25 protein-coding genes and 1 pseudogene are annotated in these 22,600 nt (G+C 32.9%); 16 read left to right on the forward strand and 10 right to left on the reverse strand.

Annotation, left to right across the window (positions count from 1 at the left end; all coding sequences use genetic code 11):
* Nucleotides 1-12: 12 nt before the first annotated feature.
* From flgK to ACGH6S_RS08340, 7 genes are all read right to left on the reverse strand, one after another.
* On the reverse strand, nucleotides 13-1,656 hold the full coding sequence (gene flgK, locus ACGH6S_RS08310; RefSeq protein WP_065590617.1) for a flagellar hook-associated protein FlgK: 1,644 nt from the start codon (nucleotides 1,654-1,656) through the stop codon (nucleotides 13-15).
* A gap of 142 nt (nucleotides 1,657-1,798) precedes the next feature.
* Nucleotides 1,799-2,692, reverse strand: a complete 894-nt coding sequence (motB, locus tag ACGH6S_RS08315; protein ID WP_065590618.1) for a flagellar motor protein MotB — start codon at nucleotides 2,690-2,692, stop codon at nucleotides 1,799-1,801.
* Nucleotides 2,692-3,579, reverse strand: a complete 888-nt coding sequence (gene motA / locus ACGH6S_RS08320; protein WP_411578647.1) for a flagellar motor stator protein MotA — start codon at nucleotides 3,577-3,579, stop codon at nucleotides 2,692-2,694. The genes motB and motA overlap by 1 nt, the downstream gene beginning before the upstream one ends.
* Before the next feature lie 51 nt (nucleotides 3,580-3,630).
* Nucleotides 3,631-4,239 carry a flagellar transcriptional regulator FlhC gene (gene flhC, locus ACGH6S_RS08325; RefSeq protein WP_065609920.1) on the reverse strand — a complete coding sequence of 203 codons (609 nt, stop codon included), beginning with the start codon at nucleotides 4,237-4,239 and terminating at the stop codon, nucleotides 3,631-3,633.
* Nucleotides 4,240-4,252: 13 nt separating this feature from the next.
* The gene (gene flhD, locus ACGH6S_RS08330; RefSeq protein WP_034909475.1) at nucleotides 4,253-4,582 is read right to left on the reverse strand and encodes a flagellar transcriptional regulator FlhD; all 330 of its coding nucleotides are present in this window, start codon (nucleotides 4,580-4,582) and stop codon (nucleotides 4,253-4,255) included.
* Between the two features lie 181 nt (nucleotides 4,583-4,763).
* Nucleotides 4,764-5,480, reverse strand: a complete 717-nt coding sequence (locus tag ACGH6S_RS08335) for an RNA polymerase sigma factor FliA (protein WP_065590621.1) — start codon at nucleotides 5,478-5,480, stop codon at nucleotides 4,764-4,766.
* Between the two features lie 182 nt (nucleotides 5,481-5,662).
* The gene (locus ACGH6S_RS08340) at nucleotides 5,663-6,478 is read right to left on the reverse strand and encodes a flagellin (RefSeq protein ID WP_174799235.1); all 816 of its coding nucleotides are present in this window, start codon (nucleotides 6,476-6,478) and stop codon (nucleotides 5,663-5,665) included.
* A 330-nt stretch (nucleotides 6,479-6,808) separates the two neighbouring features.
* On the opposite strand from ACGH6S_RS08340, the gene fliD reads away from it, so the two are divergent.
* From fliD to fliT, 3 genes are read left to right on the forward strand one after another with little or no spacing between them, the layout of a single operon-like run.
* The gene (fliD, locus tag ACGH6S_RS08345) at nucleotides 6,809-8,242 is read left to right on the forward strand and encodes a flagellar filament capping protein FliD (RefSeq protein WP_411578648.1); all 1,434 of its coding nucleotides are present in this window, start codon (nucleotides 6,809-6,811) and stop codon (nucleotides 8,240-8,242) included.
* 9 nt (nucleotides 8,243-8,251) lie between these two features.
* The gene (gene fliS / locus ACGH6S_RS08350; protein ID WP_034909484.1) at nucleotides 8,252-8,632 is read left to right on the forward strand and encodes a flagellar export chaperone FliS; all 381 of its coding nucleotides are present in this window, start codon (nucleotides 8,252-8,254) and stop codon (nucleotides 8,630-8,632) included.
* A gap of 12 nt (nucleotides 8,633-8,644) precedes the next feature.
* The gene (gene fliT / locus ACGH6S_RS08355) at nucleotides 8,645-8,992 is read left to right on the forward strand and encodes a flagellar protein FliT (RefSeq protein ID WP_411578649.1); all 348 of its coding nucleotides are present in this window, start codon (nucleotides 8,645-8,647) and stop codon (nucleotides 8,990-8,992) included.
* A gap of 67 nt (nucleotides 8,993-9,059) precedes the next feature.
* On the opposite strand, the gene ACGH6S_RS08360 is transcribed toward fliT, so the two are convergent.
* Both ACGH6S_RS08360 and fliE read right to left on the reverse strand, forming a co-directional pair.
* A complete protein-coding gene (locus ACGH6S_RS08360; protein WP_411578650.1) occupies nucleotides 9,060-10,184 on the reverse strand; it encodes a hypothetical protein in 1,125 nt (374 codons plus the stop codon).
* Nucleotides 10,185-10,468: 284 nt separating this feature from the next.
* Nucleotides 10,469-10,777, reverse strand: a complete 309-nt coding sequence (gene fliE / locus ACGH6S_RS08365) for a flagellar hook-basal body complex protein FliE (protein WP_085164710.1) — start codon at nucleotides 10,775-10,777, stop codon at nucleotides 10,469-10,471.
* Nucleotides 10,778-10,952: 175 nt separating this feature from the next.
* On the opposite strand from fliE, the gene fliF reads away from it, so the two are divergent.
* From fliF to fliR, 13 genes and pseudogenes are all read left to right on the forward strand, one after another.
* Entirely contained in the window at nucleotides 10,953-12,686 is a 1,734-nt protein-coding gene (gene fliF / locus ACGH6S_RS08370) for a flagellar basal-body MS-ring/collar protein FliF (RefSeq protein ID WP_411578651.1), read from the forward strand.
* Entirely contained in the window at nucleotides 12,683-13,681 is a 999-nt protein-coding gene (fliG, locus tag ACGH6S_RS08375) for a flagellar motor switch protein FliG (protein WP_411578652.1), read from the forward strand. Before fliF ends, fliG begins: the two co-directional genes overlap by 4 nt.
* Complete coding sequence (locus ACGH6S_RS08380) at nucleotides 13,674-14,444, forward strand: flagellar assembly protein FliH (protein WP_411578653.1); 771 nt, start codon at nucleotides 13,674-13,676, stop codon at nucleotides 14,442-14,444. Before fliG ends, ACGH6S_RS08380 begins: the two co-directional genes overlap by 8 nt.
* Nucleotides 14,440-15,819 (forward strand): flagellar protein export ATPase FliI, encoded by a 1,380-nt coding sequence (gene fliI, locus ACGH6S_RS08385; RefSeq protein ID WP_411578658.1) that lies wholly within the window; start codon nucleotides 14,440-14,442, stop codon nucleotides 15,817-15,819. The genes ACGH6S_RS08380 and fliI overlap by 5 nt, the downstream gene beginning before the upstream one ends.
* A 12-nt stretch (nucleotides 15,820-15,831) precedes the next feature.
* The gene (fliJ, locus tag ACGH6S_RS08390; protein WP_051634102.1) at nucleotides 15,832-16,293 is read left to right on the forward strand and encodes a flagellar export protein FliJ; all 462 of its coding nucleotides are present in this window, start codon (nucleotides 15,832-15,834) and stop codon (nucleotides 16,291-16,293) included.
* Nucleotides 16,283-17,386 carry a flagellar hook-length control protein FliK gene (locus tag ACGH6S_RS08395; protein ID WP_411578654.1) on the forward strand — a complete coding sequence of 368 codons (1,104 nt, stop codon included), beginning with the start codon at nucleotides 16,283-16,285 and terminating at the stop codon, nucleotides 17,384-17,386. The genes fliJ and ACGH6S_RS08395 overlap by 11 nt, the downstream gene beginning before the upstream one ends.
* A 179-nt stretch (nucleotides 17,387-17,565) precedes the next feature.
* Nucleotides 17,566-18,033, forward strand: coding sequence for a flagellar basal body-associated FliL family protein (locus ACGH6S_RS08400; RefSeq protein WP_085164699.1), 468 nt, complete (start codon nucleotides 17,566-17,568; stop codon nucleotides 18,031-18,033).
* A gap of 5 nt (nucleotides 18,034-18,038) precedes the next feature.
* Nucleotides 18,039-19,088 (forward strand): flagellar motor switch protein FliM, encoded by a 1,050-nt coding sequence (fliM, locus tag ACGH6S_RS08405; RefSeq protein WP_411578655.1) that lies wholly within the window; start codon nucleotides 18,039-18,041, stop codon nucleotides 19,086-19,088.
* A gap of 64 nt (nucleotides 19,089-19,152) precedes the next feature.
* Nucleotides 19,153-19,461, forward strand: a pseudogene (gene fliN / locus ACGH6S_RS08410) (flagellar motor switch protein FliN); the annotation flags it as partial.
* Nucleotides 19,461-19,898 carry a flagellar biosynthetic protein FliO gene (fliO, locus tag ACGH6S_RS08415; RefSeq protein WP_085164696.1) on the forward strand — a complete coding sequence of 146 codons (438 nt, stop codon included), beginning with the start codon at nucleotides 19,461-19,463 and terminating at the stop codon, nucleotides 19,896-19,898. The pseudogene fliN and the gene fliO, both read left to right, overlap by 1 nt.
* 6 nt (nucleotides 19,899-19,904) lie before the next feature.
* Nucleotides 19,905-20,642 (forward strand): flagellar type III secretion system pore protein FliP, encoded by a 738-nt coding sequence (gene fliP / locus ACGH6S_RS08420; RefSeq protein WP_065590634.1) that lies wholly within the window; start codon nucleotides 19,905-19,907, stop codon nucleotides 20,640-20,642.
* A gap of 8 nt (nucleotides 20,643-20,650) precedes the next feature.
* On the forward strand, nucleotides 20,651-20,920 hold the full coding sequence (fliQ, locus tag ACGH6S_RS08425) for a flagellar biosynthesis protein FliQ (protein WP_085164693.1): 270 nt from the start codon (nucleotides 20,651-20,653) through the stop codon (nucleotides 20,918-20,920).
* 5 nt (nucleotides 20,921-20,925) lie between these two features.
* Nucleotides 20,926-21,720: a flagellar biosynthetic protein FliR gene (gene fliR / locus ACGH6S_RS08430; RefSeq protein ID WP_051634103.1), complete on the forward strand. Its 795-nt coding sequence runs from the start codon at nucleotides 20,926-20,928 to the stop codon at nucleotides 21,718-21,720.
* A 205-nt stretch (nucleotides 21,721-21,925) separates the two neighbouring features.
* On the opposite strand, the gene ACGH6S_RS08435 is transcribed toward fliR, so the two are convergent.
* The gene (locus ACGH6S_RS08435) at nucleotides 21,926-22,261 is read right to left on the reverse strand and encodes a zinc ribbon domain-containing protein YjdM (RefSeq protein WP_296317796.1); all 336 of its coding nucleotides are present in this window, start codon (nucleotides 22,259-22,261) and stop codon (nucleotides 21,926-21,928) included.
* Between the last annotated feature and the right edge of the window lie 339 nt (nucleotides 22,262-22,600).

Below are 22,600 nucleotides of genomic sequence, written 5' to 3' on the forward strand. Positions count from 1 at the left end.
TTTATCCTTTAATCATTTAGTTAAACCTAAAATGGTATCAAATAGTGTTGTTGCCGCATCAATCACTTTGGCATTTGCTTGGTAATACTGCATATAAACCTGCATAGAGATATACTCTTCTTCAATATTAACCCCTGAAATCGATTGATTTTGTTCATAAATTTGCTGAGTTATATTTTTGCTTGATTGAGCAGAAATTTTTGCTGTTTGAGTTTCACTACCAATATAGTTAGTTAAGCGGGTATAAGCACTTTTTAATGTTGTTGTACCATTAACAAGTTTTTCATGTTGGATTTCTAATAATTTGGTTACATTGCGATTATCACCAGCACCATTTTCTTCATCGTTAATACCTGTTGCTAGTTTATTTACATCTTTCACTAGCAGTTGTAATGACGAAGCAATATCGGCAACAGGTTTTATGATAAACGAATCTCCATTAACCGCATTACCACTTATCTCAATGGTCAGTCCATCAAAAAACAATTTACCATCTTTGATTTCAGGAGTAATTAGCTGATGATCAGATAATCTTGTGGCGATCCAATTATTACCATCAAATTCTATTTTATAATCAGAAGCTTTTACTTCATTCAAAGCATTAAACTCAATTTTGGCTGAAGCATTACCTTGGTTTTTAGTATTCGTGACACAACTAGGATGATTGTAATCAAACAACTTTTCACCTTGATTACCATTAATATCAATACCCGACATATGCACTTCATTAAAACGTTCCGCTAAATTTAATGCAATTAAGCCTAGTTGATTGCGGGCTTCGGTTAATGGTCCATCACGAAAGGTTAATAAGCCGTGTAACGTACCTGATGTAATGTTTTGGCTTGTCAATTCTTGTGTTGCACCTGAAGGGTGAGTATAAATAATAGTATTTAAAGAAGGATCATCTGTTGAAGGTTGTACTGATAATAAGTTAATAGAAGAGCCTTGAACTAAATTTAAACCATTAGCGAGCGAAAGATTATATTGTCCATTTTGTTCAGTAACGGTAATGCCAATGATTTCGCTTAATTCATTGACTAACTGATCGCGTTGGTCAAGTAATGCATTAGGTTCGTTTCCACCGCCTACCGACTGTAGTTGTGATATTTTTTGATTCAGTTCGGCAATTTGTTGAGTATAGGTATTAACTTTATCAACATTACTATTTAATTCAGTATTAACGTTGGCAATTTGGTTCTTTAAATTTGTTTCTGTTTTATTAAATTGGCTAGTTAAAGATGTCAGATCACTAATAACAGTTTGTTTTGTCGATGCATCACTAGCATTTGATGCAAGTTTATTTAAACTGGCAAAAAGATTATTGATTTGAGATGAAATACTATTGTCATTCTCTGCTAACAGATTATCTACTTTAGATAATTCATTATAATAAGCCTTGATAGAACCATTTTGTGATTGTGATTGTCGCAGTTGTCCTACAACAAAATTATTAAAAGCGCGATTAACAGATGATACACAAACACCGTTACCGACAAACCCAAAACTATGCTGAGTTCCATTTGCTTGGCGTAAAATTTGTTGTTGACGATTGTAACCAGTTGTATGAGCATTACTAATATTATTACTTATTACATTCAGCATATTTTGTGCTGCATTTAACCCACTAATACCAGTATTCATTAATGAATTCGCCATAAAATCCTCTCAATATAGTTTGAGTTCATAATATCAATTAAAATAAGTCTTTTTTATATCGGGTTAAATTCACAAAACTTTAATAATTCTTATGCGTGTTTTAAAAAAGTTTTCAAATAAATACATTTTTTCAAAAATAAATTTATTCTGATTTAGTCCGTTGTGATTGTCTTAGAAAATCGGTTCCGGTCATGTTATTTTCTTCTTCAATATATTGCTGTGCTATTTTATTCAAAATTAAGATACTGATACGACGATTAGCATCTTTACTGTAATTAGGATTGTTTAAATTCACTGTATCGGCAAGTGCAATAATTCGAATAATTTTATTTGAGTCTAATCCACCAGCTATAAGCTCCCTTCTTGATGAATTAGCTCTATCTGCAGATAGTTCCCAATTGCTATATCCTCTATCACCTGTTGTATATTGGCGTTCATCAGTATGGCCTGACAAAGTGATTTTATTTGGTAAAGAATTGATAATTGGCGCTAATGCATGCAGAATTTCTTGCATATTAGGATCAATGGTTGTACTACCAACATCAAACATGGGTTTATCATCTGAAGCTAAAATTTGAATCCGTAACCCCATTTCAGTTAATTCAATAATAAGATTAGGTGCTAATTTCTTTAGACGTTCATCAATTTCAAAAATATCATAAATTTTACGTGCCGCTTCAATCATCTGTATTTTTTCAAGTTGCTGTTTCTCAACTTCATTCTGTGATAGGGTAGAATGATAGCTCTTTTCTTCACCAAGTTGTTTACTAACATCATCACCACCACCAGGAATCGGACTTTCACTATCGCTAATATTTTTACCACCATTGTAGCCAAGAATTAAAGGGGTTCTAAAGTATTCAGCAATCCCTTTCAATTCTTGAGGGGTAGATGTAGAAATTAACCACATGACTAAAAATAACGCCATCATTGCGGTCATAAAGTCGGCATAAGCGATTTTCCACGAACCGCCATGATGTCCACCACCATGCCCTGATTTTTTCTTTATAATTATTCTTACAGATTTATCTTTCATTATTCTTTATTTTCATTTGGATTAGATTTTTTGTCTTTAACTTCTTGTATGTATTTTTCTAATTCAAAGAATGATGGCCTTTCATGAGAAAATAACGTTTTTCGCCCAAATTCAATACAAATTTGTGGCGCATAATCATGCATGCCGGCAATAAGTATTACTTTGGTACATTCTAGAACTTTCACTGTATCGGCGTTTCTTTGTTTTAATAAAGCAGCTAATGGCGAAACAAAACCATAAGCAAGCAAAATTCCTAAAAAAGTTCCTACCATAGCATGAGCGATAAGCTCACCGAGCTCACTTGCTGGTCTATCAGCTTGAGCAAGTGTATTAATTACGCCCATTACAGCAGCGACGATCCCAAATGCAGGTAGGCCATCACCAATTCCTGAAATGGCATCTACAGGTTTTTCAAGTTCGTGGACAAATGTTTCAATTTCTTCACTCATCAGTGTTTCTATTTCAAATACATCCATATTGCCACTAATCATAAGACGTAAGTAATCAGTGATAAAATCACAAATTCTTGGATTAGCTAAAATAAGTGGATATTGTTTAAATAATTCACTTTCATGCGGATTATCAATATCTGATTCAATGGATAGCCCTCCACTTTGGCGAATCTTCGTCAAAATGGTATACATAAAATTAATGAGTGTTAAATATAGATTCTTATTATATTTGGATGTTTTAAACAATTGACCTAAAGACTTAAGTGTGGCTTTTATTGTTTTTTGTTCATTACTAACAATAAAAGCGCCTATAGCAGCACCACCAATAATTAGCAATTCGAGTGGCTGAAATAGTACGGCTAAATAACCACCACTGAGTACATAGCCAAGTAGCGCCGAAGCGATCACTACGATATATCCTATAACTATTAGCATTGACTTTCTTCTTTCTCCATAAAATAACGGCTGAATTGCTTTAATATTTATTTAAGCAGTGATCTGTTTGGCAACTGATAAATTTAAATAACTTGGTTTCGATAACACTTTCATGCATTTTTCGTCGTTTTCTTTTTGTGTTTTATTATTCTTATCTGCCCTTGATGGAGGCTGACATAAACTGCAAGTAAAAGTATTTTGCGGATGATAAGCGTGTGTAATAAAACGTCCACGACATGTGTTACAACATGATTGTTGCATTATTTTCTTTTCGACAAATTTGACTAATATCCAAGCTCTGGTTAAACCTAAAACAGGTTTATCCTTATGTGATGAAAATTGGCATTGCTCTAAATAAAGTTGATAAGCTTTTAAGATAGTTTGAATGCCTGATTTTAGACCATTTTTAACTAAATAAGAGTATGCGTTATAAAAAATACTCGCATGGATATTAGGTTCCCATGTCATAAACCACGAGGTTGAAAATGGTAATAGACCTTTAGGTGGAGGACAACCTTGAATCTCTTTATAAAGCTTGATAAGTTTATTTCGACTTAAGTTGGTTTCACTTTCCAGCATTTGAATTCTTCCACCTAGGGAAATCAATTTGATAGCGAGTTGAGTTTCCTCATATTTTTGAATAATACTTGTACTTGTCATCTTAGTTCCTTAGCTACTTATTGATTGAATCTAATAGCAAACTTGATAAAAGAATTCCTGTATGCATCTGTTTAATATCACCAATGCGAGATTCTTCAGTAAGTTTTTTCATCATTTCAGCATTTTCAAATCGTAACTGAAAAGTTAATTGATTTGTTTCTGATAGAATCAACATTTGAGATGTGTTTAAACGGCTAAGTATGTCAGCAGTTTCTTCGTCAATACCTAATCGATACATTGCCATAACTTTATCTTTTTCAATCATTTTCTGGCTTAATAGTAGTGTTGATAGATTCAAATGATGTATACATTTAAGAATATCGTCATCTAATAAATTTCCCAATTTAGTCACCAATTCATATTTGTTTTGTTTCGCACAAAAAAACGAATAACTAGTAAAATTAAATAGTATTAGTTTTTTTTTGCTTAAAATTACATTTTTAAATGCAAAAGGTCAATAAAAAAATAATTTCAATTATTTTTTCTTTTAATTACACTTTATTTTAATTGCCTTTTTATATTTTCTAAAAATTAACTTTACTTTGTATTCTTTTGATCGCTTGGCTATGTAATTGGCTTACTCTTGATTCACTGATATTCATTACTTTACCAATCTCTTTTAAATTGAGATCTTCTTGGTAATAAAGTGATAAAACAAGTTTTTCCTTTTCTGGTAGTCTTTCTATTTGTTGAATAATTGTGTTACGAATTTCCTCATCTATTAGCGCTGAAAAAGGATTATTATCTTCATCACATTTAATAATGGTATCAATGTTATCACCCAGTTTTTTATGAATTTCATCATACGAACATATTTGGCTATTATTTGAATCTAATAAAATTTTTCGGTATTCGCTTATAGGTAATTCTAAGTATTTAGCAATTTGATAATCACTAGGGGGTGCACCTAACTTCTGTTCTAATTCATTAATTGCGGTTGTAACATCTCTAATTTTTTTACGAGTTTGTCTTGGTAACCAATCACGGCTACGTAATTCATCAAGCATTGCTCCTTTAATTCTTGGTATGGCAAATGTAGCAAAAGCACTGCCTTGAGATGAGTCATAACGTTTTATAGTGTCTAATAAACCGATATAGCCAACTTGTAATAAATCATCAAGTTCGACCGTTGCTGGTAAACGGACAGCTAATTTTAAAGCTTCATTACGCACCAAATGAATATATTGTTGCCAATCGATTTGGTGTATTACACCGCGTGAGTTATATAAGCTATCATCCATTTTTGAACCAATGTTAAAAAAATATCTAACATTATTATGACGATGGTTAGCAAATTTAATGGGTTGAATAAAGGGCTAAAAAATAGCTAATTATCATTATTAGCCATAACCGCATTATAAAATGCCGTTATGGCTATCATGACTATATGACAGAGTTAAAATAACTAAAAATCAAAATAGAATTATTGTAATAAAGAAAGTACAGATTGTGGTACTTGGTTAGCTTGTGCTAATACAGATGTACCTGCTTGTTGTAAAATTTGACCACGAGTCATGTTTGATACTTCTGTTGCATAATCCGCATCTTCAATACGGCTACGTGCAGAACTTAGGTTATTTACAGTATTATTAATATTATTAACTGTTGATTCGAAACGGTTTTGTACAGCACCCAATTGACCACGTAATGCATCAATATTTGATAATGCCTCATCAATTGTTTTTAATGGATTTTCTGTTACATCTTCACCTGAAACTTTAAACCCCTTTAAGCCAAGTTCAGTACTATCAATTTTTTTCAAATGGATTTCAATGGTTTCGCCGTCATTTGCACCTACTTGAATTTTAAGTGTTTTATCTTCAGATAATACTTTAGAACCATTGAAATCAGTTTGGTTAGAAACACGATCAATCTCATCTAGACGTTGATCAATTTCATTTTGAATTGATACTAAATCACTTTCAGAGTTGGTACCATTTGCCGCTTGAACAGTTAATTCACGAATACGTTGTACGTTGTTGTTGATTTCGTTTAATGCACCTTCAGTAGTTTGTGCAAGTGAAATACCATCATTTGCATTACGAGCAGCTTGTGTTAATCCTTTGATGTTTGATGAAAAACGGTTAGCAATTGCTTGACCTGCTGCATCATCTTTAGCGCTATTAATACGCATACCTGATGAAAGGCGCTCAATAGAAGTACTAAGAACGCTTTGAGAATTGTTAAGGTTATTTTTTGCCATTAAAGACATTGTATTTGTATTAATTACTTGTGCCATTTTTATCTCCAATAATATAAATATTAAAATCAACAAGATATTTAAATTTAATTCAATATTCTTGCTGACAAATAACTTATCGGTAACAAAACAGGGAACTTTAATATTTTTGATGATTATTTTTTTATAGTAGCAGTTTAGTTGCAAATTAAAATAATATTATTAAATAAATCATACTGTTATTTTTTTTAGAAAATTTCCCAATAATTTTTTATTCAAAAAAATAGATTGTTATCAATTTATTAAATAAATATTTAAAAGAAGACTAAATTTTTTTAATTGTCAGCCGATATAAACAATATTGAATAATTGTTATAGGTAGATTAAATCATGGCAATGAGCGCATTAGGCATTGGTTCTGGAATCGATCTTAATGGTATTTTAGATCAACTAGAAGTGGCTGAAAAAACACGTTTAACCCCAATTACAACGCAACAAAAAGCAATTAATGCGAAAATTAGTGGTTTTGGTAAATTAAAAAGTGCATTAACAACATTTAATACTGCAACGGAAAAACTTCAAAAAAAAGAGCTTTTTCAAAGCCGAATAGCAACAGGAAATGACAATTATTTTTCGGTAAAAGCAAATAGCAAAGCAGCATTAGGTAATTATACAGTGACAGTTGATCAATTAGCGACATCTCATGGTATTGCTACATCGACGATCAATGATAAAAATGCTAAGTTAGGTAATGATAACCAAACACGAACTATTATGATTGAACAAGCTAATGGTCAAAAACTTGATGTAACCTTATCTCAGGATGAGACATCTTTGCAATCAATAGCAAATGCCATTAATAATGCCAAAGTTACTAATGAAGATGGAACAACCAGCCCTTCAACAATGAATGCTGCCATTATTCGTTCTGGAGCAGATGGTTATCAATTAGTCATCACATCGAAAGAAACAGGTGAACAACAAAGCATTACTTCTATTTCATCAGATGACGAAATGTTAAATAATGTTATTGGATTTGATATTAATCAACCTAGCAATAGTCATATGAATGAAGTTGCAAAAGCGCAAGATGCTAAATTTTCGTTTAATGGTATTGCCATAACTAGTAATTCTAATACTGTTAAAGATGTGGTTCAAGGTGTGGATATTACATTAAAACAGACCACAACAATTAGTCAGAATCTTGCTATAACAGCGGATAATGAAAAAGTGGAAGAAGCCATTAAAGAATGGGTCGAGGCATTTAATCAATTACAAACAACAATATCAACATTAACAAAATTCACCGCAGAAGAGACAAATTCAAAAGAACTAAATAGCAATAATGGTCCGCTTATTGGGGATTCAACATTACGTAATATAGATCAAAGTATCCGCTCAATATTTGCCAAAGGGCAAGACGGAGAATTTTCTGTTTTAGCTCAAATCGGCATTAACATGGACAAAAATGGCATGTTAACGATTAAAGAAAGCGAGCTACAAAAAGCACTCAGTGAAAACAGTGAAGCGGTGGCAATATTATTTACTGGTGATGGTAAAACAACGGGTATTGCTAATGAAATTTTTTCCAAAGTGAGAGGGTTTATTGATAGTGATGGCATGATTGATTCAGCAACCAATGGCTTAAATTCTACCTTAAAATCATTAGATAAACGGCATGAACAAGTAAGCAGTTCTATTGAGCAAACTATTGAGCGTTACCGAGTTCAATTTACTAAATTGGATATTTTAATCAACTCATTAGATAGTATGAGTAATTATTTAACTACCCAATTTGATATGATGGCAAATTTAAAAAAATAGAGAATAGTAATGTATAAAATGGGATCTCATGCTTACGAGCAAGTGAATTTAGAAACACGTATTAGTCAAGCGTCTCCCCATCAATTGATTGTCTTATTATTTGATGGTGCACTTAACGCCATTAAATTGGCTAGCTTATATATTCAAAAAGGCAATATTGTTGGTAAAGGTAACGCAATTTCTAAAGCGATTAATATTGTTGATAATGGTCTTAAAAGCTGTCTAGATTTAGAAAAAGGCGGTGAAATTGCCGAAAATTTAGATCGTTTATATCACTATATTAGCCAACAATTGTTATTGGCTAATTTACATAATGATCAAGAAAAATTACAGACTTGTTTCGATTTACTTAACAATATTGCTGAGTCGTGGCGTGAGATAGCTAAGTAAAAAAGGATGATTATGCAAGGAAATAACTTATTAGAACAATACGAACAATTCAACTATGTTGTGGAACAAATGTTGGTTAATGCACAGAATGGAAAATGGGACTTATTGTTGAGTTGGCAGGCAAAATACCTTCAATTATCGAAAGGTATTATGTTGGTTGATGATTTTGCAAAAATTGAAAACTTACCATTGCAACATCAAGACATGATTAGAATGTATATCAAAAATATACTTAGCTATCAGCAGCAGTTAACCCAATTAATGATTACTCGTCATTCTCAGCTTAGAGAGTTGATTGGTAAGCATGCCGATTATCAAACTAAAATTGGTAGCTATCAAAAAATTGCCTGTATAATGTAAGTCTGTGGATGCTTTGTTTGAATCTTATTCATCGATAGGAACCAACCAAGCATTCCGTTAAACAGCCTTAATCAATATTGCGATTTAAAATAATTAACTCTTTGTTTTTTGAGTGATTGTCTTCTTCTTTTCCGTAAAAAACAACAGTATAATTGGCATCTTTGGTTTTGACGATCTCACTAATGATTAATTCTTTTGTGGATAATTTAAACACTTCTTTTGTGTGCAGGTTTATATAGCAACCAACGGTTTCCTGAGAAAAGGCTTCGATCACCTGATTATTTTGAATTGTAATCCACCCATTGCCGATTTCATCTGTGAATCGCATAACAAACGTTTCTGCAGCAACTTTTATCGGTTCCCAAATAGAATAAATTAGCCTTTCCATATCAAACAATAAATTTTGTTCTATTTTTCCTTCGGGTGAAATATTGATTAAATAAAACTTACCTTTTTCATCAATATTTAAAATACTTGATGTATTAGAAAAGCTTAAATTCAATACGCAAGTTAGATAAAAACGCTTTCCTGTGTTTATATTTCTTGACTGTAAAACGTTCCCCATCTCATCAACTTGACGATGTAACCAACCTTTGTCAACACAAGCAAGTAGATGTATTTGATTATTCAAAGAATCAATAAAAAGTTTGTTATGTTTTGGAAGCGGAATTTTATTGGTATAGGTTTTTTTTATATCATCATTTTTAAATTCAACTGCAATCAATTTATCTGGTTTTGTTTCTGAAAAAAGATCAACATAATGGAAAATAGAAAAATCATGACATATTCCCTTAAAATCGCCGACAATAGGGCGTTTGGGCTTTGGATAGGTGATATTTTCTCTATCAAATAATGGGAGCATAATTTCTAAATCTTTATCTGGATGGTACACAGTAATAGACACATAATCCTTACCAGTAGGGCTGACAAAAAAATGGGGGGTAATGCCATCTGATTCATGATAATAATGCGTGTTTTTTTTATCCAGATCAATTACGACATATATAACCTTATAATCGTACTTGTTTTGAGGATAAAAGTTAGCAGAAATCACAAGCTTCTCTTGATAACAAATAGCCTCAGTTATAGAAAAACCATCAAGCGATGTTGTCAGAACAATGAGTTGCCCTAATGTTGGGTAATTGAGATGCTGTTCATTTAAAGAAATATTGGTTTTTTTTAGTGTTATCACTTTGAATCCCTTATGTATTTAATTGATTATTTTTTATTAAATGACGGCATTATGTCGTTATTTTTTTTAATAGTACAGTAAAAATGGTAAAGTTTTCTGAGCCATCAGTTGATAACAAAAATAATATATTTAGTAGGGCAACAAGCATCAAAAATATGACCGATGCTTATTTTAAACTTGAATCGTGTGATGAGTTGATTATCGCATTTAGACCAGAATTAATAGTTATCTGTAAAAGTAAAATGCAAAATTTAGAATATAGGAATTGTATTCGATGTCATTAATTAAACATTCATATTCATAATTTCTTGATAAGCAGCAACCAGTTTATTGCGTACTTGAATACCAAACTGCAATGAAACCGATGACTTTTGCATATTAACCATGACTTCATTCAATGAAATATTTGTATCTCCCATTTCAAAAGCTTTTGCTTCATTATTTGCCTGTATTTGTATTTGACTGATGTTATCTAAAGCGGTTTTTAATTCTGAAACAAAGTTTTTATCTGCAAAATGCGTTTTTGGAGATATTGACGTTGATTTATTTAAATCAGTTAGCTCAATTGGATTGAATGTATTGATTGTATTCATTTTGATAACTGCTTTTTAGCTCTTTTGTTACTGTATGGCTAAATTTAACATATAAATAAAAAAACAAAGGGTACAAGTAAGGGAAAAAGTGCACGCTTTTCTCGCCATTGAATTTTTTAAATACATGGATAATAACGAACAGAGTTAATCTAAATAGTTTAGAGTCAGGGTGCCAATGGCTAGTCAAACAGTCAATAATAAAGGTGAATCAATATTAAATAAGTTGCCTTTTATAAATCAACTAAAACAAAACACCAAAATGGCATTGTTAATTGCTGCTGTAATTATAATAGCCATTATTAGTTTTATTTATTTATGGGCTAAAGATGAGTCTTATGCAGTTTTATTCAGTAATTTAAATGATAAAGATGGTGGTGAAATTATTAGCCAACTTGATAAGATGAATATTCCTTATCAATTTTCGTCTTCTGGTTCCACAATCTTAATTCCGCAAGATAAAGTTTACGATACCCGATTACGTATTGCTCAGCAGGGTTTACCAAAAGGTGGGGCAGTTGGTTTTGAATTGCTCGACAAAGAAAGTTTTGGTATGAGCCAATTCAATGAACAAATAAATTATCAACGAGCTTTAGAAGGCGAATTATCCCGAACAATATCCATCATCAGTAGTATTGATGATGCTAGAGTGCATTTAGCGATGCCTAAACCTTCTTTATTTGTCAGGGAAAGGAAATCTCCTTCTGCATCGGTGGCGTTAACGTTATTTCCTGGGCGATCCTTATCACAAGGTCAAATCGATGCCATTATCCATTTAATTTCCAGTAGTGTGCCAGAATTACAAGCAGATAAAGTGACCATTATCGATCAGCATGGTCACCTGTTAACTGGTGAAGGTTATCGTGATAGAAACACAAATGTTGCTCAACTCGAATTTGGTGAGCGAATTGAAAATAATATTCGTGAACGAGTAGAAAAAATTATCACGCCAATTTTGGGTAAAAATAATGTCAAGGTACAAGTGAATGCTGATATTGATTTCAGTCGACAAGAATCAACATCAGAAACTTATGATCCTAATAGTGATATTGCTAATCAAACTATTCGCAGTAAGCAACAAGTAGAAAATCGTCAATCAGCTAAAAGCTATGGTGTAGGTGGTGTGCCAGGAGCGTTGTCTAATCAACCTGTACCTGCATCTAGCGCGCCAATCGATGAACAAGAATCGACTGAAAAACACGATAAGCAAGGAAATTACAGCTTGCAATCAAATAATACCGTTAATTTTGAAGTAAATAGAAAGGTTATACACAGTCAAATACCTGAAGGTCGTATTAAACGTTTATCGGTTGCTGTTTTGGTGAATTATAAATTTGTTACAACCGAGCCAGATAATGTTAAATCTGAGGATGTTGACAGTGATAATGACAATGACAATGACAATGACAAGTCATCTTCCATAACTGAACAATGGGTAAAACTAGATAGTGATGAACTGAAAAATATTGAAGCATTAGCCCGTCAGGCAATGGGTTTTTCTGATTTACGTGGTGATAGCTTGACTGTTGCAAATTTGAAATTTACCGATCAAACACTTAATGACAACGATAATATGGCATTTTGGAAAACTCCTGAATTTTATGATTCTGCTAAAACAGTAATTAAATATCTAATTTATATTATTATTTTATGGTTTGCGTGGCGTAAGGTTTTACGTTCGGTATGGATAAAATTACAACGTAAATTCCTTATTGATAATGGAGAATCATTAGTTTCTCAATCTACCGTAGACGATAAATTAGATTATAAAGCTCACAGTAAACAACAGCAAAAAATATTTGAAGATAATACGCAACAACAACAGCATATACGGAAAATTGTTGAAAAAGAACCGCGTGTAATGGCACTAATTATTCGTAATTGGATAAATAAGGAGGACACTGAGCAATGATATTAAGTGAATCTCAAAAAGTAGCTGCGATTTTAATGGTGTTAGGTGAAGGGTTAGCGGCACAAGTTATGCAACATCTTAACCATAAAGAAGTGCAACAAATTAGTAGTGCGATGATGTCATTACCTCAATTTTCGCAAGAAAAGTTGAAAGGTATACTTAACGAGTGCCAAGTTGCTCTTGAAGAATGCGCTGTTTTAAATACCGATCCAGATGGTTACTTACGTACAATATTGGGTCGATCTCTTGGTAGTGAAAAAGCCGAACGTTTACTGGATGAATTATTAGATACAGGAAAAGAAGAAGCAACCGATGGTCTTGAAATGCTCAACTATGTCGATGCTACAAGAGCAGTTGATTTGGTCAAAAAAGAACATCCACAAATTATTGCAACTATTTTAGTTCATCTAAATCGTGATTTAGCGGCAGAAATTCTAAATCTATTTGATGATGAATTACGAAACGATGTCATGTTACGTATTGCAACTTTTGGAGGAGTAGAGCCTTCTGCACTTCAATTACTCTCAACTTCATTATCGACTTTACTACATGGTCAAAATATCAAACTTAATAATCTTGGTGGTATACGTACTGCGGCAGAAATTATTAACTTAATGAAAACGCAGCAAGAAGAGCAAGTTATTAATGCATTGCGTGATTATGATGGCGAGTTAACCCAAAAAATTATTGATGAAATGTTCTTATTTGAAAATCTTGTTGAAGTGGATGATAGAAGTATTCAACGCTTACTTAAAGAAGTCGATAATGAAATATTAATAATTGCATTGAAAGGTGCATCGGTTGAATTACGAGAAAAACTATTGAGTAACATGTCACAGCGAGCGGCATCTATCTTACGTGAAGATTTAGAAAATAGACCTCCTGTACGTTTATCTCAAGTTGAAACTGAACAGAAAAAAATACTGGCTATTGCTCGTCGATTAGCAGAAAGTGGTGAAGTGATCCTAAGTAGCGGTGATGATGAATATGTGTAATCGGCCAGATAGATTAAATTGGGAACCATTAAGTTTTCAAGATTTCTCTTTACCCGAATTACCGAAATTAAGTAAAAATGAAGTTGCTATAAACGTTGGAACTGATGATCCTGAAACAGAACTAACTGCTACCGAGATAGATAATGTTGTAATTGAACCAGAGTTAAATCAGGCACAACAGTTAGAGCAATTAAAAGAAGAGGTAAAAAAACAGGCTTATCAGGACGGTTTTAATTTAGGTCAACAAGAAGGTTTCAATGCAGGTAAACAGGCTGGTTATGATGAAGGCTATCAAATTGGCGAGCAAGAAGGGCGCCAGTTCATTGAACAACAACTTAATGAAGAAAAATTAAATGCCGTTCAAGCTATAGCTAATTTAATAGCTAATTTTCAAAATTCGATTAACGAGATCGATGAATTAATTGTTCCTAAACTGCTTGATTTAGCATTGATTGCTGCGCAAAAAACAGTAGGCACGATACCAAAAGCTAAGCAAAAACAGCTTATTTATACCATAAAAACATTAGTTGAACAGTGCTCAGTTTTGTCTGAACCTATGGGATTGCACCTAAATCCAGCTGATTTACTGTGGTTAGAACCCATGCTGAATGATGAAATCAGTCAACATCATTGGCAACTTATTGCCGATCCTAACGTAGAACAGGGTGGATGCAAGATATTTACCGAAACTAATGAAATTGATGCAAATATCGATCAACACTGGCAAATAATGTCTGATAGCCTAAAAGAGGACAATCATTAACGTGAGATATTCTGCACAATGGCTAAATAAAATTGACCAAGCTACACAACAACTTGAATCACTATCACTAATCCGCCAATATGGAAGATTGATTAAAGCATCGGGACTTGTGCTAGAAGCTATTGGACTAAAGTTACCTTTGGGGTCTAACTGCTTGGTTGAACGACAAACCGACGGTCGAATTGAGCCCGTTGAGTGTGAGGTAGTTGGATTTAGTGATAAAACACTTTACTTAATGCCATTTGAATCAACTGACGGTATTTTATTAGGGGCACGAGTCTATACTAAGCAATATGATCTAACACATTTTAATCATAAAGTATTACCTATGGGAATGGGATTATTAGGTCGAGTGGTTGATGCTATGGGAAATCCCTTGGATGATAAACCATTACCTGAGCATATTGAGTATGCTGGATTAGCCAATAAATCCCTCAATCCACTACAACGGACTCCTGTTCATCAGGTTCTTGATGTTGGTGTCAGAGCTATAAATGCCTTGCTAACGGTTGGCAAAGGGCAACGAATGGGCTTATTTGCTGGATCAGGGGTTGGTAAAAGTGTCTTACTAGGCATGATGGCTCGTTATACGCAAGCGGACATTATTGTTGTCGGGTTGATTGGTGAACGAGGTCGAGAAGTTAAAGACTTTATTGAAAATATTTTAGGCGAAGAAGGATTAGCTCGAGCGGTTGTTGTAGCAGCACCAGCGGATGTTTCGCCATTATTACGCTTACAAGGAGCGGCATATGCAACAAAAATTGCTGAAAACTTTCGTGATAAAGGTTTTAACGTTTTATTGATTATGGACTCTTTAACTCGTTATGCTATGGCACAACGAGAAATTGCTTTAGCAATAGGTGAACCCCCAGCAACTAAAGGTTACCCGCCATCAGTCTTTGCAAAGCTACCCGCATTAGTTGAAAGAGCAGGTAATGATGAAGAAGGGAAAGGCTCAATTACTGCATTTTATACGGTATTAACCGAAGGTGATGATCAACAAGATCCGATTGCAGATTCGGCCAGAGCAATTTTAGATGGACACATTGTTTTATCTCGATCTCTTGCTGAATCAGGGCATTATCCAGCTATTGATATTGAGGCTTCAATCAGTCGCGTAATGACAGATCTTACTGCCCCTGAAGATGAAAAAAAATCTAGATTATTTAAACAATTATTTTCAATTTTTCAACGAAACCGTGATTTGATTAATGTTGGTGCTTATGTATCTGGCACAGATCCATTATTAGACAGAGCGATAACGCTATATCCTGCTATGCAAAAATTTTTACAACAAGGTATTAATGAACATTGCTGTTATCAAGACGCTTATCAACAATTAGCGGCCATTGTTGAGCCACCATTAGCTCGTTAGGGAAAGATCATAATGAATAAAAATCCTTCGCAACTTGCATTTTCAACATTAAAAAAATTGGCGCAAAAGTCGGTAGACGATAATTTGATAAAACTAAAAAAAGCAAATGAAAATCATCAAAATGCGCAATCGCAGCTAAATGTTCTAAATAATTATTATGTTGAATATCAACAAAAATTAAATAATGCCTTATTTGAAGGTATTAAAGGTAGCGAGTTAAACAATTTTAAATCGTTTATTGCTTCAATTGAGCAAGGTATTGAGCAACAAAAAAAGCTATTGTTATCGTTAGATATTAAACAAAAGCAAATTACAAATCAGCTTAATCAATCACAAAAAAGCTTAAACACATATACCACACTATTAAATAAGCAGTATAACCAATATTTGCAACGACAAAATCGGTTACAGCAAAAACTGACAGATGAATTTGCGCAGTTACAATTAGCAAGGAGAGTATTAAATGAATGTTAATCTTATCAATGGATTGAACCCTACTGTTTCTCATCAATCAGATCTTGTTGAAACCAATTTAACGAATAATGGTAATGATTGCTTTCAACAATTATTACAACAAAGTGAAAATCAAACCGAACATAATAAAAAAACAGTTAATGCCAAATTAAAAGGTATCGATGATGCGCAAGAAAATAATGATCATAATGTTGAAATGTTAATTACGGAAATTTATCCCTTTAATATACAAACACCAATAGCACAAGATAGTGATATAAAAATAGATCAAAATACTGAAACATTAAATGTTAATTTATTCGGTGGATCATCAGAAGTGGTAATCGATGAGCAAGCAACGCATTTACTTGCTTCTATTTATGACAGTGAAGATTTAATTAATAAAGTAACATCACAAACAGGAATAAAAACTAAACCTGTGGATAAAGGAACGACAAATATTAAAGATAATATTAATAATTTTGCTAACTCAAAAAATGAATCGCATAAAGCTAGTGAATTTATGCAGAAAGTAGTGATGAATCAAGTCCAATTAATAAATAATTACGATGATGAAGGACAAATGGCTACTAATCAAGAGCCATTTTTGTTAGCCAATACCAATGGACAAAACCAGCTATTATCACAAACTAGTATTAGCGCAAGATCAGCGACAATAAATTTACCTACACAAAATATTATGCAGTGGCAAACTTCATTAACTGAACAAATTATCATGTTTAATCGTCAAGGTATTCAAACTGCCGAAATAAAATTACATCCACAAGAGTTAGGCTCAATGTACATTAAGCTTGCAATGAATGATGATAAAATGAATCTTCATATGATGGCAGCACATAGTGTTGTTAAAGGTATGTTAGAATCGGCTTTACCTTTTTTAAGAACATCATTAGAAGATCAAGGTATTACACTAGAGCAAACAAATATCGGTGATTTTTCAATGATGAATGATTCAAAACAATCTGATACACCGCAACAAACAAAAAGCAATCAAACCCAGAAAGTCGTATCACTTGATGTAATAGACGATAGTATTGAGCAATCTCTAGTTGAAAGTCGATCAATTAAATCTAGACTTAGTATATTTGCTTAACTAATAAAATTATTATTTTTTGAGCAATTTTATGTTTTAAATCAATTGAAACGTTTAAATAGGTAATGTTTTGTCGCCTATTCTTCAAATCAATTTAAAAAATATGATTTATTATTCTTGTAACTATACCTAATTAATGGGTTATAAATCTTTTTAAATTTATAGAGACAAGAATAAATATGCCTACCACGAAAAAAAAAGTAAGTGTTTTAAATCTGATTCTTATTCTTATTACGTTATTAGCGATAAGTGTTGCGGCTTATTTGTGGTTTCACAATCACTCACAAAGCACAACTAAAGCACAAGAAGAACCCGAAGTTACGTCACCGGTATTTTTAACATTAAAGCCGTTTACTATTTCATTACCTGTCTCAGAAGATAATATCGAAACTAATAAAATTATTTATATTGGAATAGTTTTGCGTATCGCCGATGAAAACCAAAGAACAGTGCTATTAGATTATTTACCTGAAGTAAGAAGTGACGTACTACTTTTAACTTCAAAACAGCATGTTAACAAACTAAAGCAAGAATCGGGGAAGATCGATTTACAAGAGCAGATAAAAACTACCTTATCAAGACAATATGATGCAAAACATTGGGTAAAAGTTGATGAAGTTCTATTTACTGATTTTATTATACGGTGATTATTATGCCCGATAAGATAGAGCCCACAACAGATTTAAATGAAAATAGTGCTGCAGAACAACTATCTGATAGTTTTGTTTACGATGGTGAAGATAGCAGTATTGATGCTTCTTCTTTTTCGTTACCTTCTGGTAAAAAGGTTGATGTTAAACCTTATGATTTATCGGTAAAACATCGCTTTATTCCTGAACGATTAACCGCATTAGAAATCATTAATGAACGTTTTGCTCGTCAGTTTAGAATTGGGCTATTTAATCGATTGCGTCGCAATGCCGATGTAGTTGCATCCCCGATTGAACCACAAACATTTGAGGAGTTTTCTGATATTTCATCAGAAAACCATTTAAATTTAGTTCATCTTAACCCATTAAGAGGTTCAAGCTTATTTTCATTTTCACCTGAATTAGTCTTTATTATCGTTGATTCATTATTTGGAGGCGACGGGCGTACAACTAAAATAAAAACACAAGGACGAGAATTTACTCACACCGAACAGCAAATCATAAAACGAGTATTAGAATTAGCATTAGTTATTTATCAAAATTCATGGGCTGATGTATACCCAATTGAAACCGAATATATTCGCTCTGAAATGCAAAGCAAATTTACCAACATTACCAGTTCGCCTGATGATGTTGTGCTAACAACAAACTTCAAAGTCGAAGTGGGTCATAGCAAAGCGACATTTTGCATTTGTATCCCTTATTCTATGGTTGAACCAATCAAAGAGTTGCTAATAAAGCCACCTATCGAAGAACAGACTTATCAAGACGATAATATCTGGATGAGTTCATTAACCACTGGAATTAAACAATCATCTGTCGAATTAGTTGCCAATTTTACCCATATTCATACAACTGTTGAAAAACTGTTAGCGTTAAAAGTTGATGATATTTTAACAATTGAAAAACCAACAAATATAGATGTAACAGTTGGTGGTGTACCTGTATTAAAAGGCCATTACGGTAAAGTAAATAAACAGTATGCAATTCAAGTAGAACAGGTCATTAATCCTGTGATAGAACAACTGAATGAGGGAGTGTTCAATGACTGACATTATACCAAATAACGGCGAAGACCAAGAAGAAAAAGTAATGAGTGATGAACTCATCACTAAAGAGGCTATTTTTGAAACATTATCTCCTCAACAAACAAAAGATAAAAAGCAAGATATTAATCTTATATTAGATATACCTGTTGATTTAAGCGTTGAACTTGGTCGAACAAAAATAGCTATTAAAGATCTATTAAATCTAACCCAAGGTTCGGTAATTGCATTAGATGGGCTTGCAGGAGAACCATTAGATATATTAATTAACGGTTATTTAATAGCTCAAGGCGAAATTGTGGTAGTTGGCGATAACTATGGTGTACGTATCACCGATATTATTACTCCATCAGAGCGTGTAAGAAGATTAAGCCGTTAATGACAATAAAGCAACCTAATTTGATTCAACCTACGGTTGGTGCAACCAATACTAATACCTTATCGCCATCGTCTTCTGATTTAAATATTTATACCGAAATTGGATCGTCAATGGGATTAACGCTTATTGTGATCATCGGTTTTATTTTATTGCTAGGATGGCTCGCAAAAAGAATGGGTTGGAAAAAAACGACCGAACAATGGATTGATGTCAAAGCCACATATAACATTAATCCTAAAGAACGTATTATGGTTATTCACGTTGATAACCAATTATTAGTGGTAGGTGTTACTCCTCAACAAATGACATTGTTACATACCATCAATGAAGAACGAACCAAAGTGTTGCTTTCGCAAAATGGAGCAGATAAAAATCTTACGAAAATTAACGCATTTCAACAGATATTACAATCCGCTTTAAAAGTGAAAAAGGAGTAACAACAAGTGCGATTAAATTTAACTATTTTGCTAAGTTTATTGCTATTTAGCTTATCTAGCCATGCTGAAACTTCAGCTTTAACTAACATAAATCAGTCCCTAACAGGTGGGCAAAATTGGTCGTTACCAGTTGAAACATTAGTCTTTTTAACATTGCTCACTTTTATACCAGCAATATTATTATTGATGACCAGTTTTACAAGAATTATCATTGTGTTAGGTCTGTTACGTAATGCCCTAGGTACGCAATCAGCACCGCCGAATCAAGTTATTTTGGGAATTTCGCTTTTTATGACTTTTTTTATTATGTCGCCAGTCATTGATAAAATTTATCAAGAAGCGTATGTGCCATATTCACAAAATCAAATTACCATGCAAGAAGGATTAACAAAAGCAACTAAACCATTACAAGAATTTATGCTTACCCAAACGCGAGAAAATGACCTAGCGTTATTTGTTAACATGTCTCACCAAAACGACATTCAAACACGGGAAGACGTTCCTTTAAAAGTATTAGTTCCTGCTTTTGTGGTGAGTGAATTAAAAACAGCGTTTCAAATTGGTTTTACAATTTTTATTCCATTCTTAGTAATTGATCTAGTGGTAGCAAGCACGCTTATGGCATTAGGAATGATGATGGTGCCACCAGCGACAGTATCATTGCCATTCAAATTAATGTTATTTGTCTTGGCAGATGGTTGGCATTTATTACTTGGATCATTAGCACAAAGCTTTTTTAGTTGAGTCGCACTATGTCATCTGAATATATCAGCACGTTAGCCATACAAGCGATAAAAGTTTCGGCATCATTAGCTGGACCGTTATTATTAGCCGCATTAGTAACAGGGTTAATCATTAGTTTATTACAAGCTGCGACGCAAATTAACGAAATGACATTATCATTTATTCCCAAGATCATAGTGGTCATTGTGGTTTTAATAATATTGGGGCCATCAATGCTATCAACCATGATCGACTATATCCAAACCGTTATTACAGATATTCCTAACTTAACCCGTTAAATGTAATGGAATTTGATATCAACAACTTATTTAATATCGATTTCTTTTCTTGGATTAGGGACTATTTTTTCCCTTTTGTTCGTATCTTAGCGTTGATCATGGTAGCGCCCATTTTTGGCGAAAAGGAAACGCCTAATCGAGTTAAAATTGGCCTAGCGCTACTCACTACGATTGTACTGCCACATCCACATATTGATGACAATATAAAAATATACTCATTTATAGGAATATGGATTATTGCACAACAAATAATGATTGGAATACTTATTGGTTTTACCATGCAGTTGGCATTTATGACAGTGCGATTTTCAGGAGAATTAATAGGGATGCAAATGGGGCTAGGAATGGCGACCTTTTTTGACCCTATTGGCGGTCCATCAACATCAGTATTATCGCGCTTAATTAACATCATTGCTTTATTAATATTTCTCAGTCTTGATGGCCATTTATGGTTGTTATACGGCATATCAAATAGTTTTGATATTATTCCGATTGCAGTAATGCCATTACAAGCGAATGGATACTTAGCATTAATTGAAGTCAGCAAACTATTATTTATCAACGCAATCATGTTAGCACTTCCTTTAATGACATTGCTATTAATCATCAACATATCATTAGGACTACTTAACAGAATGACGCCACAGCTATCTATATTTGTGGTTGGTTATCCAGCGACCCTATTTTTAGGGCTAATCATGCTAACTTATTTAATTACAACACTACCCGCATTTACTGAATTTATTTTTGAACAAATGTTTGAGCGAATTTCTAGTATCTTATGGTATTTAACTCAGTGATATAAATTGATCACACAGTCGTATTTAATTTACCTATTCAACTTGACTTATTTTTTGTGGCTATGGGAAATAAATTCTTCAAAAAACAATAAATACTTAATTGAAAACAATGATCTAACTAAGTATGTTTATTGTATGATAGATTATATTAATTAACACTAAAACAGATTAATGCTGATAAAATCAGCATTAATAAAATAGTTAACTAAGCTTTTTTTACAAAGCAGGCTTTTAGCATAATTTTCATGCCATCAATTTTGCAGTCGATTTCGTGATCACCTTCGACTAAACGAATGCCTTTGGCTTTAGCGCCTTTTTTCAGCACCGTTGAAGATCCTTTCAATTTTAGATCCTTAGTCAAAATAATATCGTCGCCATCAGCAAGTAAATTACCATTGCTATCTTTTACCTGTAATCCAACATCAGAAGACACAGCCTCGTTTGGATCCCATTCGTGGGCACATTCAGGGCAAACACAAAAGCTGCCATCATGATAAGTGTGTTCAGATTGGCAAACAGGGCAATTAGGTATAGATTCCATAGCTTATAACTCTTATAGATTAAATAAAATGGGGTTTACTATAGCAAAAAAATGCTATTAAGTCATGGATGTTGTCTATTCGCTATTGTTAGGATCTAAAATAGCGATATACAAAAATATAGGAAGTATTAATTATGTTTCTGTAAAGGTTAATGATTAAGTCTTAATATTAATAAGCAAATATGTGATTTTAAGTAATGGATTCGTTATCTTATATTATTAAAAAATTTAGAGCAATGGATGATCTTTTATTAAAGAAGGAGCTTAACAAAACTTTACAAAAAAGTAGATGAAAAATAAAGTTTTTATTCTAAAATAGAGTAGCATAGTTATATACTA

Origin of the sequence: Gilliamella sp. BG3 (assembly GCF_046635605.1) — a bacterium.
GTDB lineage: Bacteria > Pseudomonadota > Gammaproteobacteria > Enterobacterales > Orbaceae > Gilliamella > Gilliamella bombi.